Below are 16,305 nucleotides of genomic sequence, written 5' to 3' on the forward strand. Positions count from 1 at the left end.
TCGCCGGCGCGGTGAGGGGCCCGCTCCCCGTTGAGGCATGCTGTACGCATGAGTTCCGAAGCCGTAGCCCAACTGCACGAAGTGCGTGAGCTGTTGGCGTCCTTCCAGGGGCCGTCCAGTATCCGCCGGGCCGCCGAACTGGAAGGGGCAGCCGAGAAGGTCGCCTCCTGCGCCGCGGGCCTGGTCGACGTCAAGGTCCCCCGCGACCTCCAGCTCCGGCTCGCCTTCGCCGTCCGAGCCCTCCGGGACGCTCGGAAAGCGGCGCGTGCCCACCGCCGCAACCCGCTGACCCGCCCACTCTCCCAGGCCCGCTTCGCGCTGAACACGGGCAAGGCGGGCGGCTGGATCCACGGCGCTCTGGAGATCCTGGACCCCGAGAACACGCCCCCGTCCCCCTACGGCGCGGACGAGGCGAACATCGGGTGACCGAACGCCTGGTAACGACCGTTGGGCAACGAACGCCGGGCAAGGGCCGCCGGGCAGGAGCCGTTGGGCAACGGCCATCGGGCAACGAACGCCGGGTAACGGCCGCCTGGTAACGACCGTTGGGTAACGGCCGCCGGGCAAGGGCCGTTGGGTAACGAACGCCGGGCAACGGCCGCCGGGCAGCCAATCACAGGACCCGCGCCGGTCACCGCGGCCGACGTCCGGACGTCACCGCGGCCGACCGGACGTCACTGCGCGACGAGTTCCCGCATCGGCCGCTCGACGGGGGCGGGCCGCACCCGCGAGGTCCGCCACAGCCACAGCACGTCCCGGCCGAACGACCACACCAGCAGCCCCAGCGCCAGCGCCGCCACCCCCACGTTGACCAGGTGCGGCAGCAGGTTCGCGCCCGCCACCAGCAGGAGGACGCCCTGGAGCGCGGCCACCGTCTTGCGGGCCGTGCTCGGCGGCAGCGCGGCGTTCAGCCACGGCCACACCCAAGCCGCCGCGACGAAGACGTACCGCATACCGCCGATCAGCAGCACCCAGGGTCCCATCGCCATGGACACGTACACGCTGAGCACCAGGATGAGGAACGCGTCCACCTCCATGTCGAAGCGGGCGCCCAGCGGCGTCGACGTGCCGGTCCTGCGCGCCACCTTGCCGTCCACCCCGTCGAGGATGAGGGCCACGGCGGTCAGGCCGACGAAAAGACTGACGGGCGGTGAGTCCTGGAAGGAGTCGGCGACCAGCGCGGTCACCCCGCCGACCAGGATCGCCCGGCCGAGCGTGACCCGGTTGGCCGGGCCGAACGAGCGCAGCCGGGACCGGTGCAGGGCCCGGGAGAGCACCGCCCACGTGGCGATCGCGAACGCGAGGCCGGTCAGCCAGCCCGCAGGGCCCATGCCGATCGCCGTGCCGAGCAGCACCAGCAGCAGGACCTGTACACCCGCCCCCACGGCGGTCTCCTGCTGTACGAGCCGTGCGTCGTAACTGTTGTTCAGGGCCACCGAACACCCTCCGGCCGTGTGACAGAGTCGATCAACGCCGCTACCTTGTGCGCGGCCTGTGCACCCCTCGGTACGCGTGCAACGTGACGATCGTTCAGGAGGAATTCGATGAACCACGCCGCTCATGCGTTCTGGCTCGAGTCGCCCGGCCGAGGTGAAATCCGTGAAGTCCCCCTGCCCGGCCCGGGTGAGGACGAGGTCCTGGTGCGCTCGCTGTACTCCGCAGTGAGCCGGGGCACGGAGACCCTCGTCTTCCGCGGCCAGGTGCCCGAGAGCCAGCACGCCGCGATGCGCGCGCCGTTCCAGGAGGGCGACTTCCCGGGACCGGTGAAGTACGGCTACCTCAACGTGGGCGTGGTGGAGGAAGGACCCGACACGCTCGTCGGGCGGACGGTCTTCTGCCTCTACCCGCACCAGACCCGCTACGTCGTCCCGGCGGGCGCGGTGACACCCGTGCCCGACACCGTGCCCGCCCGACGGGCCGTGCTCGCCGGCACCGTGGAGACCGCCGTCAACGCCCTGTGGGACGCGGCGCCGCTGATCGGCGACCGGATCGCCGTCGTCGGCGGCGGCATGGTCGGCAGTTCGGTCGCCGCGCTGCTGGCCCGCTTCCCGGGCGTACGGGTCCAGCTCGTCGACGCCGACCCCGCGCGCGCCGAAACCGCCGAGGCCCTCGGCGCCGGGTTCGCGCTGCCCGGCGACGCCCTCGGCGACTGCGACCTGGTCGTACACGCCAGCGCCACCGAACAGGGGCTCACCCGCTCCCTGGAACTCCTCTCCGCCGAGGGCACGGTGATCGAGCTGAGCTGGTACGGCGACCGGAAGGTGAGCCTTCCGCTGGGCGAGGCCTTCCACTCACGGCGGCTCGCCATCCGCAGCAGCCAGGTCGGCACCGTCTCCCCGGCCCGCCCCGGCCGCGGCTACGCCGACCGGCTGGCCCTCGCCCTGGAGCTGCTGGCCGACCCGGCCCTGGACGCGCTCATCACCGGCGAGTCCGGGTTCACGGAGCTGCCCGCCCTCATGCCCCGCCTCGCCTCCGGTGAGCTCTCGGCCCTGTGCCACCTCGTACGCTACGGCGAGGTCGCTGCCTGACCTGAGAAAAGACGTGCCTGACGCTGAACACCGGGATGCGTCCGGCCGTACTACCCGGCATCCCCGGCGGCGATCAGCCGGGGAGCAGACGCGCCGCACCTGGAGGGTCGTCCGTTGTTCAGCATCACCGTCCGCGATCACATCATGATCGCCCACAGCTTTCACGGCGAGGTCTTCGGACCGGCCCAGCGCCTGCACGGGGCCACGTTCCTCGTGGACGCCACGTTCCGGCGCGAACAGTTGGACGAGGACAACATCGTCGTCGACATCGGCCTGGCGACGCAGGAACTCGGGGCCGTCGTCGGCGAGCTGAACTACCGCAACCTCGACAACGAACCCGACTTCGCGGGGGTCAACACCTCCACGGAGTACCTGGCCAAGATCATCGCCGACCGGCTCGCCGAGCGCATCCACAAGGGCGCGCTGGGCGAGGGGGCCAAGGGCATCGCACAACTCGCGGTCACCCTGCACGAGTCGCACATCGCCTGGGCGAGTTACGAGCGTGCGCTGTGACCGGCACGAGCGTCGACACCGCCCTCGACACGACGGTCCACGTCACCGGCAGGACCACGGACAAGGCCACCGGCAACGCCTTCGAGCGGGCCCGCCTGGACTACGTACCGCAGCAGTCCGCCGCCCAGCCCGCCCCCCAGGCCACAGCCCAGACCTCCGCTCGATGGAACGGCGGGATCATCCCCATGTCCCTGCGCCGTGTGCACTTCCTGATGCCGGGGGGCGTCGACGACCCGTCGGTGCCCAGCGGCGGCAACGCGTACGACCGGCGCGTGTGCCTGGACCTGCCCGGATTCGGCTGGCAGGTGGAGCGCCACGCCGTGCCCGGTGACTGGCCCCGCCCGGACGCCGCCGCCCGCGGCGCGCTCGCCCGCACCCTGCGCGAACTGCCGGACGGCAGCGTCGTCATGCTGGACGGGCTGGTCGCCTGCGGGGTCCCCGAGATCGTCGTCCCCGAGGCCCAGCGGCTGCGCATGGCCGTCCTCGTCCACCTCCCGCTCGGCGACGAGACCGGGCTCGCCCCGGCCCTCGCCGCCGACCTGGACGCCCGCGAACGTACGGTGCTGCGCGCGGTGCCCGCCGTGATCGGCACCAGCGACTGGGCGGTACGCCGACTGGTCTCCCACCACGGCCTCGCGCCCGACCGCGTCCACGTCGCCGCCCCCGGCGCCGACATCGCGCCCCTCGCCTCCGGCACCGACGGCGTCTCCCGGCTGCTCTGCGTCGCCGCCGTCACCCCACGCAAGGGACAGCACCGGCTGGTGGAGGCGCTGGCGGCGGTGTCCGACCTGCCGTGGAGCTGCGCCCTGGTCGGTGGGCTCGCCCACGACCCCGGGTACGTCACCCATCTGCGCCACCTGATCCGCGAGCACGGTCTCCAGGACCGGCTGGAACTGACGGGACCGAAGGCCGGCGCCGACCTCGACGCCAGTTACGCCGCCGCCGACCTGATGGTCCTCACCTCGTACGCCGAGACGTACGGCATGGCGGTCACCGAGGCGCTGGCGCGGGGCATCCCGGTGCTGGCCACCGACGTCGGCGGGCTGCCCGAGGCCGTAGGCCGCGCCCCCGACGGCGGGGTGCCCGGCATTCTCGTCCCGCCGGAGAACCCCTCCGCCATCGCCCTCGAACTGCGCGGCTGGTTCGGCGAGGCGGACGTCCGCCGCCGGCTGAAGGCGGCCGCGCGCGGCCGGCGTGCCGCGCTGGGCGGCTGGGCGAGCACCGCACAGAGCCTGGCGACGGTACTGCGCCGGCTTCCTGCCGAACCCCGGAGGGCCGCATGACCGACCAGGCGACGACACAGCAGACCGGTACCGGCACCGGCACCGGCACGAATACGGCTACGGACGCGGGTGGCACCGGCGTGATCCCGGCCCAGCCCGGCCCCCGGTACGGGGACGCCCGGTCCGTCATCCCCGGTGCCGGACCCGCGCCGCGCCCCGGTGAGCGGGCCACCCTCCGGCTGCGGGGGACGGACAGCGGCACCGACCCCGAGGAGGACGAACCCGCCCGCTACGCGCCCGAGTGGCTCCAGCTGCGCGAGCCCGCCGACGCCTTCGCGCGGGCCCACGAGCTGCTCGCCCCGCTGCGCGTCAGGCTCGCCGACCTGCCGACACGGGCCGACGGGTTCATCATCCACGACATCGGCTGCGGCACCGGCTCGATGGGCCGCTGGCTCGCGCCCCGCCTGGACGGTGCACAGCACTGGGTCCTGCACGACCGGGACCCCTACCTCCTGCACTTCGCCGCCGTCGCCTCCCCGCGGTCCGCCGCCGACGGCAGCCGCGTCAGCGTGGAGACCCGGCGCGGCGACGTCGCCCGGCTCACCGCGGACGTGCTGTCCGGCGCCTCCCTGGTGACGGCGTCCGCACTCCTCGACGTCCTCACCCGCGAGGACGTCGACGCCCTCGCCGCCGCCTGCGCCGGAGCCGGCTGCCCGGCGCTGCTCACGCTGTCGGTGGCCGGACGCGTCGAACTGACCGCGCCGCACCCGCTCGACCAGGAGATCACCGAGGCGTTCAACGCCCACCAGAAGCGGGGCGGACTGCTCGGCCCGGACGCGGCCACCGCCGCCGCGGAGGCCTTCTCCGAGCACGGGGCGACCGTACGGCTCAACCCGAGCCCCTGGCGGCTCGGCCCCGAGCACGCCGGGCTGACCGCCCAGTGGCTGCGGGGCTGGGTGGGCGCGGCGGTCGAGGAACGCCCCGAACTCGCCGAGCCCGCGGGCCGTTACCTGACCGAGCGTCTGGAGGCCTGCGCCGCGGGCGACCTGCGGGTCGTCGTCCACCACACCGACCTGCTCGCCCTGTGCCGGCCGGCGGGCGGCGTCGCGTGACCGCCAGGGCGGTGGAGACACCGGTCCTGGGCCTGCCGGTTCCGCAGACGTCCCCGTCACACCCCGCACGCCCCGGTCCCGGGCCCGATCCCGGTCCTGGGCCCGAACCTCGTCCCGGTCCCGAACCTAGCCCTGGTCCCCGTCCCGGTCTTGGTCCCCGTCCCGGTCTTGGTCCTCGTCCCGGTCCCGAACCTTGTCCCGGTCCCGGTCTTGGCCCCCGTCCCGGTCCCGATCCTGGTCCCCGTCCCGGTCCCGGCTCCGAACCTCGTCCTGGTCCTGGTCCTGGCCCCCGTTCCGAACCCGGTCCCGGTGGCGGCACCGCCACCGTCACCGCCACCGCCACCGGTCCCCGCGCCCTCCTCGCCCGGCTCAACACCCCCGCCGTACGCACCCGCCTCGGTACCCTCGCCGGCGTCGTCATCCTCGCCGTGCTGCTGTGGCGCCTGGGCACCGGTGCCCTCGTCGACGGACTGCGCCGGATCGACGGGGCGTCCCTGCTGGCGGCGCTCGGGATCGGACTGGTGACCACGGTGTTCAGCGCCTGGCGCTGGGCTTTGGTGGCCCGCGGCCTGCGCATCCGGCTGCCGCTCGCCCCGGCGGTCGCCGACTACTACCGCGCCCTGTTCCTGAACGCGGCCCTGCCCGGAGGCGTCCTCGGCGACGTCCACCGCGCGGTACGGCACGGGCAGAGCACCGGCGACCTGGGCCGCGGGGTGCGGTCCGTGGTCCTGGAGCGGACCGCCGGACAGCTCGCGCTGTTCGCCGCCGGTGCCGTGATGCTGCTGACCATGCCCTCCCCGGTCCGCGACGACCTCCGGCAGGCGGCACCCGTGGCGGGCCTCGCCGCACTGGGAGCCTGCGCCGTCGTCCTCGCCCTGCGGATGAACCGGCCGGGGCCCTCCCGCCGGGGCCGGGCACTGCGGTCGGCGCTCGCCGAGGCACGCGAGGGACTGCTGTCCCGGCGCAACGGGCCGGGCGTCCTCGTCTCCTCCGTCGTGGTCCTGACCGGATACCTGGCGATGTTCGTCCTCGCCGCCCGCGTCGCCGGGGTCGGCGCGGCGGTGACCGAGCTGCTGCCCCTGGCCGTCCTGGCGCTGCTCGCCATGTCGCTGCCGCTGAACGTCGGCGGCTGGGGACCCCGTGAGGGCGTCGCCGCCTGGGCGTTCGGCGCCGCGGGACTGGGCGCCGGCCGCGGCCTGACCGTCGCCGTGGTCTACGGGGTGCTCAGCCTCGCGGCGAGCCTGCCCGGCGTGATCGTGCTCGTCGCCCGCTGGTACGCAGGCCTGCGCGCCGGCCTCCGGACGGCCGCCGCCACCACCGCGACCGCACCCGTACCCGCCTCCGACGCGCAGGACATCCCGGACTACGCGCCGCTGCCGCCACCGGAAGCCGGGGGCCGGGTGGAGTCGGAGGTGAGCATCGAGAAATACGCGCCGAAGGAATCCACGAGGCTCACCAGGATTTCCCTGCCCTTTTCCGCCGAACCCAGCGAAGGACGGCCGATGACACCGGAATCGGTATAGGCGGACATTCCCAGCGTGAGCAACCGGCGCCGGTCGTCGGCGACGTGATCGGAGGTCTCATAACCGGGTCGGAGCAGTTCGGGATGAGTGTGCAGAAGGACGGAGGTCTCGATTTCCCCCGCGTGCATGTCGGTGAGGAGTGAGGTTTCCACGCCGGCGTGCCGGAGCGCGGTCTCCCAGTCCTCCGGGGCGGGGAACAGCGCCATGCGCTCACCGCGGGCAAAGGATTCCTGAACGACGTTGCCGAGTACGTAGTTCCCGCCGTGTCCGTTGACCACCACCAGGGTGTCCACACCGGACCGGCGCAGTGAGTCGGCGATGTCCCGTACCACCGCGTGAAGGGTCACGGAGGAGATGGAGACGGTCCCCGGCCAGGCCGCGTGCTCGTGCGAGCAGCCGATCGTCACCGGAGGCAGGAGATGCACCGGATACGCGTCGGCGATCTCCCGCGCGACGGCGCACGCCACCAGCGTGTCGGTCGCCAGCGGCAGGAACGGGCCGTGCTGCTCGAAACTCCCGACGGGAAGCACCGCGATCTGCCGTGAGACGTCTGCGCCCCGCTTCCGTACATCTTCTGTAGTATCCGCCGGCAACAGACCGTGGACCGGGCCGTATGCCGCCGACCGCTTTGGTGAACCACTCATATCCTCACGGCCTTTCGTCTCTGCTTAGGAACTCGAGAATCATGACAGAAAACATAGGCGTACTCGGCAAGAAGTCCCCGCAGCGGACCGGAGTGGAGCGCGTCGTGAATGCGCCGTTGCCCACCGTGTACGGAAAGTTCCAGGCGGTCGGCTACCTGGACCACGACCGCGGTGACGAACAGGTCGCCCTGGTCTACGGCGACATCGGCGCGGACCGGGTCCTCACCCGGCTGCACTCGGAATGCCTGACCGGGGACGCGTTCGGCTCCCAGCACTGCGAGTGCGGCGACCAGCTCGCCGCCGCGCTGCGCGCCGTCGCCGCCGAGGGGGCGGGCGTGGTCGTCTACCTGAGAGGGCACGAGGGTCGCGGCATCGGCCTGCTGGCGAAGCTGCGCGCGATGGCCCTGCAGGCGGAGGGACTGGACACCGTCGAGGCGAACCTCGCCCTCGGCCTGCCGGTGGACGCCCGCGACTACGGCGTCGCCGCCGGTATGCTCCAGGACCTGGGCGTGGAGTCGGTCCGGCTGATGTCCAACAACCCGCGCAAACGCGACGCGTTGCAGCGGCACGGCATCCAGGTCACCGAGCAGGTACCGCTGTTGATACCGCCGTGCGAGAGCAACATCACCTACCTGCGCACCAAGCGGGAACGCCTCGACCACAACCTGCCCCACCTCGACGCGGTGGCGCACTGGTCTTGAGGGCGTCCCCGGCCGGACGGCGGAGGGCTCAGCCGGTGACGGCCTCGTGCGCGAGCCGCCTGAGGTCCCGGAAGACCGTGTGGGAGGACCTGGGCCGCACCTGCGTGTAGAACTGCACGGTCAGGTCGCGGCCCGGGTCGACCCAGAACGCCGTGGTGGCGACCCCCGTCCAGCCGTACGTGCCGAGGCCGGACGGGGTCTGCGTACGGGACGGGTCGACGACGACGGAGACGCCGAGGCCGAAGCCGATCCCCTCGTTGCCGGGATCGTCATGGGCCGGGCGGCTGCCGACGGCGCGCAGATCGGCGCCACCGGGAAGGTGGTTGCGGGTCATCAGGTCCACGGTCCGCGGAGCGAGCAACCGGACCCCGTCCACCTCGCCCCGCCGACGCAGCAGCTCCGTGAACCGGTGCATGTCGTGGGCCGAGGCCACCATGCCCCCGCTGCCGGACAGGAACCGCGGCCGCCCGTGCAGCGGCAGCCCGGCGACGGGCTCGATGCCGCGACTGCCCCTACCGCTACCGCCGCTGCCGTCGTCGCCGGAGGCGTCCGTCTCCCCGTACAACTCCGCGAGCCGCGGGGCCTGTTCGTCGGAGACCTGGAACCCGGCGTCCGTCATCCCCAGCGGGCCGAAGATCCGCTCGGCGAGGAACACGTCGAGCGGCTGCCCGGACACCACCTCGATGATCCGCCCCAGCACGTTGGAGGCGACCGAGTAGTTCCACTGCGTCCCCGGGTCGAACTGCAGCGGCAGCCGCGCGTACGCGTCGACCGTCCCCGCCAGGTCCGTTCCCGGCGCCACCGACGAGTCGAGCCCCGCCGCGCGGTACAGCGCGTCCACCGGATGGGCGTGGTAGAAGGCGAACGTCAGCCCGGCGGTGTGGGACATCAGATGCCGTACGAGCAGGGGGCCCGCGGCAGGACGCGTCCGTATCCCGTCGCCGGAGCCGCTCTCGTACACGCGGGGCTCGGCGAACGCCGGCAGGTGACGGCCGACCGGGTCGTCCAGGGACAGCCGGCCCTCCTCGACCAGGGTCAGCGCGGCCACGGCCGTCACCGGTTTCGTCATCGAGTAGATCCGCCACAGGGTGTCGCTCTCCACCGGCAGCCCGGCCGCGACGTCCCGCCGCCCGTACGCCGTGAGGTGGGCGATCCGCCCGCCCCGGGCGACGGACACCAGGAACCCGGGCAGCCGCCCCTCGTCGACCTCGCGCGCGAAGTGCCGGTCCATCCGGTCCAGCGCCTTCGCGTCCAGACCGGCCTCCTTCGGGTCGGCCTCCTGCCGCAGCAGTCCCATGGCACTCCTTCGATCAACCTGACGAGCCGATTCTCGGAATACCCCGCCCGGACCGGGTCAGACCTCACCGCGCACGGGAACACACCGGCGGACCCGGCAGGGGAACACCCGAGCCGGTGCGCTCCGTCGAACCCGGCATGACACAGGACACACGGCGGGCCCTGCTGGAGCTGATGGGCGACGAGGGCGGCGGGGTGCACGTCACCCTGAAGCAGGACGGACGGCCCCAGCTGTCGAACGTCCCTCACGCCTACTGCCCCGACGAGCGGATGATCCGTGTCCCGGTCACGGACGGCCGCGCCGTCCCCACCGGCTCGGCCTTCGCGGAACTCGTCGCCGCCGTCGCCGACGGGGAGCCGGGGACGTACCGCGAGCGCCCTCAGCGGCGGCGGCTGAGCAGCCGACGAACAGGCCCTGTGCGGGCCGGGCCCGCGGTGCCTGTCGCGGCCCGGGTCACGGCCGGGTGTTCCACTCCTCGACCACCGGACGGCCGTGCTCCAGCGACAGCCGGCTCAGTGTGCCCGTCTCCAGCCGGAACAGCCGTCCGTTCGCGGGCGGCAGACCCAGTCGGCGTGCCGTCAGGACGCGCAGCAGGTGGCCGTGCGCCACGAGCATCACGTCGCCCGCCCCGAGCGCCACGGCCACCCGGGACAGCACCCGGTCGGCCCGTGCGCCGACCTGCCCGGGAGACTCGCCGGGGAACTCGGGTCCGGGCGGCACCCCGTCGGTCCACAGGTCCCAGCCGGGCCGGGTGCGGTGGATGTCGGCGGTGGTGACGCCCTCGTAGCCGCCGTAGTCCCACTCCCGCAGGTCCGGCTCCGGCAACGCGTGTGCCAGCCCCGCCAGTGCGGCGGTGTGCCGGGCGCGGACCAGCGGGCTGGTGAGCACGAGGGCGAAGGAGCGGCCCGCGAGCAGCGGGGCCAGCGCCCTGGCCTGCGCCTCGCCGTCCCGCGTCAGGGGCAGGTCGCTGCGGCCGGTGTGCCGCCCCGACCTGCTCCACTCCGTCTCACCGTGCCGCGCGAGCAGCAGATCGCCCACGGCCGCTACACCTCGTCCGGGCTTCCCGGCTCTGCCCGACCCGCCCGGGCCTCCCCGGCGACCCGGCTTCCCCCGCCCTCCGGGCTTTCGTGACCGTCCTGGTCGGGCCGGTCCGTCGAGGTGCCCGCGGACGTGACCGCGTGCCCGCCGAACTGCCTGCGCAGCGCCGCGACCATCTTCATCTGCGGCGAGTCCTCCTGCCGGGAGGAGAACCGGGCGAACAGGGAGGCCGTGATCGCGGGAAGCGGTACCGCGTTGTCGAGGGCCGCCTCCACGGCCCAGCGGCCCTCGCCCGAGTCCTCGGCATAACCGCGCAGCTTCTCCAGGTGGGCGTCCTCGTCGAGGGCGTCGACCGCGAGGTCGAGGAGCCAGGAACGGACGACCGTGCCGTCCTGCCAGGAACGGAACACCTCACGGACGTTGTCCACCGAGTCGACCTTCTCGAGCAGCTCCCAGCCCTCGGCATAGGCCTGCATCATGGCGTACTCGATGCCGTTGTGGACCATCTTCGCGAAGTGCCCGGCACCGACCCGGCCCGCGTGGACGTAGCCGTACGAGCCCTCCGGCTTGAGCGCGTCGAAGATCGGCTTCAGGCGCTCCACGTGCTCCTCGTCACCGCCGACCATGAGCGCGTAGCCGTTCTCCCGCCCCCACACCCCGCCCGAGACACCCGCGTCGACGAAGCCGATGCCCCGGGCGCCCAGCTCCTTGGCGTGCTTCTCGTCGTCCGTCCAGCGGGAGTTGCCGCCGTCGACGACGGTGTCACCCGGCTTGAGCAGGCTCCCCAGCTGGTCGATGACGTGCTGGGTGACGGCGCCGGCCGGGACCATCACCCAGACCGCGCGCGGCCCGTGGAGCCGGTCGACGAGGTCGGACAGATGGGCGACGTCCGAGAGGTCGGGATTGGTGTCGTAGCCGACGACGGTGTGCCCGGCGGCGCGGATGCGCTCGCGCATGTTGCCGCCCATCCTGCCGAGACCAACAAGACCGATCTGCATGTCAGTTCACTTCCCGATGTCGTGGTGGGGCGGCCCACCGGGGCGGCGGGTCGGTGCGGACGTGTCACCCGTGTCAGGCATGAGGGGCGGGGGAGCAGGGAGTCTCAGGCAGGGGCGGCGGCCTCCTCGGCGTTCTCGCCGCGCAGGGCGACGGCGTACATCTCGTCCGCGTCGAGCCGCCGGAGCTCCTCGGCGATCAGCTCGGACAGGGGGCGGACCTTCAGCGCGAGCCGCCGCGAGGGCTGCCCGGGCAGCGACAGCGTGGCCATCGGACCCTCCGGCCGGTCGATGACGATCTCGCCGTCCGCCGTGCCCAGCCGCACCCCCGTGACCACCGGGCCGGCCGTCTCCACCCGCTCGACCGGCACCTTCAGCCGGGCCTCCAGCCAGCGCGCCAGCAGTTCCGCGCTGGGGTTGTCGGCCTCGCTCTCCACGGCCGCCGACGTCACCGTCAACCGGGCCTGGTCCAGGGCGGCGGCCAGCATCGAACGCCAGGGCGTGATCCGGGTCCAGGCCAGGTCGGTGTCCCCCGGCGCGTAGGTGCGCCTCCGGGCCGACAGGACCTCCAGGGGTTCGTCCACCGTGTACAGGTCGGTGATCCTGCGCTGGCCGAGCGCGCCGAGCGGGTCCTTCGAGGGGTGCTCGGGAGCGTCCGCCGGCCACCACACGACCACCGGGGCGTCGGGCAGCAGCAGCGGCAGCACCACGGAGTCGGCGTGGTCGGACACCTCGCCGTAGGTCCGCAGGACGACTGTCTCGCCCGTACCGGCCTCCGAACCGACCCGCACCTCGGCGTCCAGCCGCGGACGGGTGCGCTCGCGCGGAGTGCGGGCGTGCCGCTTGATGACGACCAGCATGCGCGAGGGGTGCTCGTGCGAGGCCTCCTCGGCGGCCCTGATCGAGTCGTAGGCGTTCTCCTCGTCCGTGACGACCACCATCGTCAGGACCATGCCCACCGCCGGGGTGCCGATGGCGCGGCGGCCCCGCACCAGCGCCTTGTTGACATCACTTGCCGTGGTGTCGGTCAGATCGATCTTCATGGCCTGCGCCAGCTCCGTCCGTCTCGTGCGAGCATCTCGTCGGCTTCCGCGGGCCCCCAGCTGCCCGAGGCGTACCGGGCCGGTCTGCCGTGGGACGCCCAGTACTCCTCGACCGGATCGAGGATCCTCCAGGACTCCTCCACTTCCTGATGCCGGGGGAAAAGGTTGGCGTCCCCGAGGAGGACGTCGAGGATGAGCCGTTCGTAGGCCTCCGGGCTGGACTGGGTGAACGACTCGCCGTAGGCGAAGTCCATCGTCACGTCCCGGATCTCCATCGAGGTGCCGGGCACCTTCGAGCCGAACCGCACCGTCATGCCCTCGTCCGGCTGGACGCGGATGACGATGGCGTTCGACCCGAGCTCCTCGGTGGCCGTGGTGTCGAAGGGGGAGTGCGGTGCCCGCTGGAGGACGACCGCGATCTCGGTGACCCGGCGGCCCAGCCGCTTGCCGGTGCGCAGGTAGAAGGGGACGCCCGCCCAGCGGCGGTTGTCGACGCCCAGCTTGATCGCCGCGTACGTGTCGGTGGTGGAGCCCGCGTCGATGCCGTCCTCCTCCGTGTAGCCCGGCACCTGCCTGCCCCCCTGCCAGGCACCCTCGTACTGCCCGCGCACGGTGTGCCGGCCCAGGTCCCCCGGCAGCCGCACGGCCCGGAGCACCTTCAGTTTCTCGGTGAGCAACGACGCCGCGTCGAAGGAGGCCGGCTCCTCCATCGCGGTCAGCGCCATCAGCTGGAGCAGGTGGTTCTGGATGACGTCGCGGGCGGCGCCGATGCCGTCGTAGTAGCCGGCCCGGCCGCCGATGCCGATGTCCTCGGCCATGGTGATCTGCACGTGGTCGACGAAGGACCGGTTCCAGATCGGCTCGAACATCGTGTTCGCGAAACGCAGGGCCAGGATGTTCTGCACGGTCTCCTTGCCCAGGTAGTGGTCGATCCGGAAGACCTGGTCCGGGGCGAACACCTCGTGCACGACCGCGTTGAGCTCCTGGGCCGACCTCAGGTCGTGGCCGAACGGCTTCTCGATCACCGCGCGCCGCCAGGAGCCCGCGGGATCGTCGGCCAGCCCGTGCTTCTTCAGCTGCTGGACCACCTTCGGGAAGAACTTCGGCGGTACGGAGAGATAGAAGGCGTAGTTGCCGCTGGTGCCCCGCGAATTATTCAACTCATCTATGGCCAAACGCAGTTGCTCGAACGCCGTGTCGTCGTCGAAGTCGCCCGGCACGAACCGCATGCCCTCGGTGAGCTGCTGCCAGACCTCCTCACGGAACGGCGTGCGGGCGTGCTCCCTGACCGCGTCGTGCACCACCTGCGCGAAGTCCTGTCCCTCCCAGTCCCGGCGGGCGAAACCGACCAGCGAGAAGCCCGGCGGCAGCAGACCCCGGTTGGCGAGGTCGTACACCGCCGGCATCAGCTTCTTGCGCGACAGGTCGCCCGTCACCCCGAAGATGACCAGACCGGACGGGCCGGCGATGCGCGGGAGACGGCGGTCGCGCGGGTCACGCAGGGGGTTGGGCCAACCGGCGCCGGCCCGGGCCGGCGCCCCGGTCGACCCGGCCGACCCGGTCTCCTCGGTCTCCTCGGTCATTCCGTGTCAGCTCCTTGTCGTCGAGGTGGTCGAGGTGGTCGAGGACCTGCCTCTCCGTGTTCCTCACGTTCCTGCCGGGCGGCATCGCCGTACCTTGTGGCGCCTTCGCTCCTCTCCTCCACCTACAGGGTGTCCCGGTACGCCCGAACCCTCACCTCCGTAACACGTTCACGAGTAAAAGTATGACGTATTCGTGGGGAGGGGCCCCTGCGGCGCGGGTGCTCCGGGAGAGCCGCAGGTCGCGCACATGGGGGAGGGGCCCCACGCGTGCGTGGAGCCCCTCGGCGGAGCAGCGGAACCGATCTGGTCAGCGGCCGAACGTGAACCAGTTGACGTTCACGAAGTCCTGCGGCTGGCCGCTCGTGAAGGTCAGATACACGTCGTGCGTGCCCGTCACGGACCCGATGTTCGCCGGGACGGTCCGCCACGACTGCCAGCCGCCCGTGCTGCCCACCGAGAAACTTCCGACGGGGGCGCTGCCGCGGCTGTCCAGGCGCACTTCGACCAGACCGCTGACCCCGGCGGGCGCACCGCTCGCCACCCGGGCCGAGAACTGCGTGGCCGCGGGCGAGCCGAAGTCCACGCCCTTGAACCGCAGCCAGTCGCCGTTGGCCAGCGCACCCACGTTCTGACCGCCGCCGGAGTCCGAGGTGGTCTCCGTCATCGTGCCGGACTGGCCGTCGAAGGACTCGGCCTGGATGGTGCCGTAGGCATCGCGGTTGCCGGACGGCGGCGGCGTGGTGCCGCCCCCGCCGTCACCGCCGCCGGAGGTCAGCACCTGCACGTAGTCGACGAGCATCGAGTGCCCGGGCTGCGTACCGGCGTCCGGGCCGCCGCCGAAGGCGTCGGGGAAACCGCCGCCCATCGCCACGTTGAGAATGATGAAGAAACCGTGGTCGGTGGCGTTCGTCCAGGTGGTCGTGTCGACCTGGTTCTCCCGCACGGTGTGGAAGGTGGTGCCGTCCAGGGAGAAGCGGATCTCCTCCACGCTCCCCGAGCGGTCCCACTCCAACCGGTAGGTGTGGAAGCCGGCCTGACAGGTCGTGCCCTGGCAGGTGGTCGAACCCCCGATGCCACTGTTCTCGTTGCACGGCCCGCCGGGCGCGGTGCCGCAGTGCATCGTGGCGAAGACGGTGTTGTTGCCCTGCGTGTTCTCCATGATGTCGAGCTCGCCGACGGCGGGCCAGTTCCAGTGGTTGCCCCGGTACGGCGCGCCCAGCATCCAGAACGCCGGCCAGTACCCCTTGGCGGCGGCACCGGTCACGTTCGGCACCTGGATGCGGCTCTCGACGCGCAGGACGCCACCGGCGGGCGGCTCGAAGTCGGAGCGGTTGGTCTCCACGCGGCCGGAGGTCCAGTTCCCGGAGGCGTCCCGGCGTGGGGTGATGCGAAGGTTGCCGTTGCCGTCGAGGGAGACGTTCTCCGGGTTCGACGTCATCGTCTCGATCTCACCGGTGCCCCAGTTGGCGGGGCCGCCCGGGTATCCCCTGCCGGTCGCGTACCGCCAGTCGGAGGTGTTGACGCCGCTGCCCGCGGCGCCGTCGAAGTCGTCGACGAAGACCTGGTTCCAGCCCGACGGGGGAGCCGGGGCGGAGGCGCTCGCCGACGGCAGGGCGAGGGTGGAGGCCGCGAGCGCGAGCCCGAGCGTGCCGACGGCGGCCATCAGCGTCCGCCGCAGCGGACGGGATCTGCGGGGGACACGGGGTCTGCGGGGGGTGCCGGAGGGGTCACTCATGTGGGGATGCCTCTCGGAGAGGGATACGGACGCGTGGGTCGATCCGGGTGCGGGGAGTGCCCGAAGAGCCCTGCTCATCGGTTGCCCGTCAGTTCTGAGAGCGCTCTCAAGGTGTCGCCAATGTGCTCCGCGCCCCCGTGACCGTCAAGAGGTGTAACCGAGAAAGTCCTTGCGTGCGAGGGGGAGTTCACCTCATGGATTGACGCGAATGGGTGCAACGGCGCCACGCCCGGCCGCACGGAGCGGCGCCCGGCCGGTGACCCGGCGCCGCACACGGTCCTCTGTCCGACCACACGCCGGGCGCATGCCGGCCGGACGTCCCGGTGCCCGCCGGAGGCGTCATGATCGAGGGCGGAACCGGCGGCGGTGA

Annotated in this window: 13 protein-coding genes and 3 pseudogenes; 8 read left to right on the forward strand and 8 right to left on the reverse strand. The window is 72.5% G+C overall.

Going from position 1 to position 16,305, the window contains the following annotated elements; all coding sequences use genetic code 11:
• Positions 1-48 precede the first annotated feature (48 nt).
• The gene (locus ORI94_RS22060; protein ID WP_266078360.1) at positions 49-426 is read left to right on the forward strand and encodes a hypothetical protein; all 378 of its coding nucleotides are present in this window, start codon (positions 49-51) and stop codon (positions 424-426) included.
• 248 nt (positions 427-674) lie between these two features.
• Here the strand turns inward: ORI94_RS22060 and ORI94_RS22065 are convergent, their stop codons facing one another.
• Positions 675-1,436, reverse strand: coding sequence for a CDP-alcohol phosphatidyltransferase family protein (locus ORI94_RS22065; RefSeq protein ID WP_266078362.1), 762 nt, complete (start codon positions 1,434-1,436; stop codon positions 675-677).
• Between the two features lie 108 nt (positions 1,437-1,544).
• Here ORI94_RS22065 and ORI94_RS22070 point away from each other — a divergent pair, with 108 nt between their 5' ends.
• The 5 genes and pseudogenes from ORI94_RS22070 to ORI94_RS22090 form a co-directional block, all read left to right on the forward strand.
• On the forward strand, positions 1,545-2,528 hold the full coding sequence (locus ORI94_RS22070; protein ID WP_266078364.1) for a zinc-dependent alcohol dehydrogenase: 984 nt from the start codon (positions 1,545-1,547) through the stop codon (positions 2,526-2,528).
• Positions 2,529-2,642: 114 nt separating this feature from the next.
• Positions 2,643-3,041 (forward strand): 6-pyruvoyl trahydropterin synthase family protein, encoded by a 399-nt coding sequence (locus ORI94_RS22075; protein ID WP_266078366.1) that lies wholly within the window; start codon positions 2,643-2,645, stop codon positions 3,039-3,041.
• A 95-nt stretch (positions 3,042-3,136) separates the two neighbouring features.
• Entirely contained in the window at positions 3,137-4,324 is a 1,188-nt protein-coding gene (locus ORI94_RS22080) for a glycosyltransferase family 4 protein (RefSeq protein ID WP_416237867.1), read from the forward strand.
• Positions 4,321-5,376 carry a class I SAM-dependent methyltransferase gene (locus ORI94_RS22085; RefSeq protein WP_266078370.1) on the forward strand — a complete coding sequence of 352 codons (1,056 nt, stop codon included), beginning with the start codon at positions 4,321-4,323 and terminating at the stop codon, positions 5,374-5,376. Before ORI94_RS22080 ends, ORI94_RS22085 begins: the two co-directional genes overlap by 4 nt.
• 428 nt (positions 5,377-5,804) lie before the next feature.
• Positions 5,805-6,560: pseudogene (locus ORI94_RS22090) on the forward strand (lysylphosphatidylglycerol synthase transmembrane domain-containing protein); the annotation flags it as partial.
• A gap of 179 nt (positions 6,561-6,739) precedes the next feature.
• Here ORI94_RS22090 and ORI94_RS22095 read toward each other — a convergent pair.
• Positions 6,740-7,543 (reverse strand): creatininase family protein, encoded by an 804-nt coding sequence (locus tag ORI94_RS22095; protein WP_266078371.1) that lies wholly within the window; start codon positions 7,541-7,543, stop codon positions 6,740-6,742.
• Positions 7,544-7,584: 41 nt separating this feature from the next.
• On the opposite strand from ORI94_RS22095, the gene ribA reads away from it, so the two are divergent.
• A complete protein-coding gene (gene ribA, locus ORI94_RS22100; protein ID WP_266078373.1) occupies positions 7,585-8,244 on the forward strand; it encodes a GTP cyclohydrolase II in 660 nt (219 codons plus the stop codon).
• Between the two features lie 28 nt (positions 8,245-8,272).
• Here ribA and ORI94_RS22105 read toward each other — a convergent pair whose 3' ends face one another.
• A complete protein-coding gene (locus ORI94_RS22105; RefSeq protein WP_266078375.1) occupies positions 8,273-9,541 on the reverse strand; it encodes a serine hydrolase domain-containing protein in 1,269 nt (422 codons plus the stop codon).
• A gap of 137 nt (positions 9,542-9,678) precedes the next feature.
• On the opposite strand from ORI94_RS22105, the pseudogene ORI94_RS22110 reads away from it, so the two are divergent.
• Positions 9,679-9,843, forward strand: a pseudogene (locus ORI94_RS22110) (PPOX class F420-dependent enzyme); the annotation flags it as partial.
• A 151-nt stretch (positions 9,844-9,994) separates the two neighbouring features.
• On the opposite strand, the gene ORI94_RS22115 reads toward ORI94_RS22110, so the two are convergent.
• The 5 genes and pseudogenes from ORI94_RS22115 to ORI94_RS22135 all read right to left on the reverse strand — a co-directional run bounded on the left by ORI94_RS22115 (position 9,995) and on the right by ORI94_RS22135 (position 15,935).
• Positions 9,995-10,579 (reverse strand): histidine phosphatase family protein, encoded by a 585-nt coding sequence (locus ORI94_RS22115; protein ID WP_266078377.1) that lies wholly within the window; start codon positions 10,577-10,579, stop codon positions 9,995-9,997.
• 128 nt (positions 10,580-10,707) lie between these two features.
• Positions 10,708-11,577, reverse strand: a pseudogene (gnd, locus tag ORI94_RS22120) (phosphogluconate dehydrogenase (NAD(+)-dependent, decarboxylating)); the annotation flags it as partial.
• Between the two features lie 104 nt (positions 11,578-11,681).
• Positions 11,682-12,617, reverse strand: a complete 936-nt coding sequence (opcA, locus tag ORI94_RS22125; protein ID WP_266078381.1) for a glucose-6-phosphate dehydrogenase assembly protein OpcA — start codon at positions 12,615-12,617, stop codon at positions 11,682-11,684.
• Positions 12,614-14,200: a glucose-6-phosphate dehydrogenase gene (zwf, locus tag ORI94_RS22130; RefSeq protein ID WP_266078383.1), complete on the reverse strand. Its 1,587-nt coding sequence runs from the start codon at positions 14,198-14,200 to the stop codon at positions 12,614-12,616. The genes opcA and zwf overlap by 4 nt, the downstream gene beginning before the upstream one ends.
• 307 nt (positions 14,201-14,507) lie before the next feature.
• On the reverse strand, positions 14,508-15,935 hold the full coding sequence (locus ORI94_RS22135; RefSeq protein WP_266078385.1) for a glycoside hydrolase family 16 protein: 1,428 nt from the start codon (positions 15,933-15,935) through the stop codon (positions 14,508-14,510).
• Positions 15,936-16,305: the final 370 nt, after the last annotated feature.

The organism is Streptomyces sp. NEAU-W12 (genome assembly GCF_026242095.1).
In the GTDB taxonomy this organism is placed as follows: domain Bacteria; phylum Actinomycetota; class Actinomycetes; order Streptomycetales; family Streptomycetaceae; genus Streptomyces.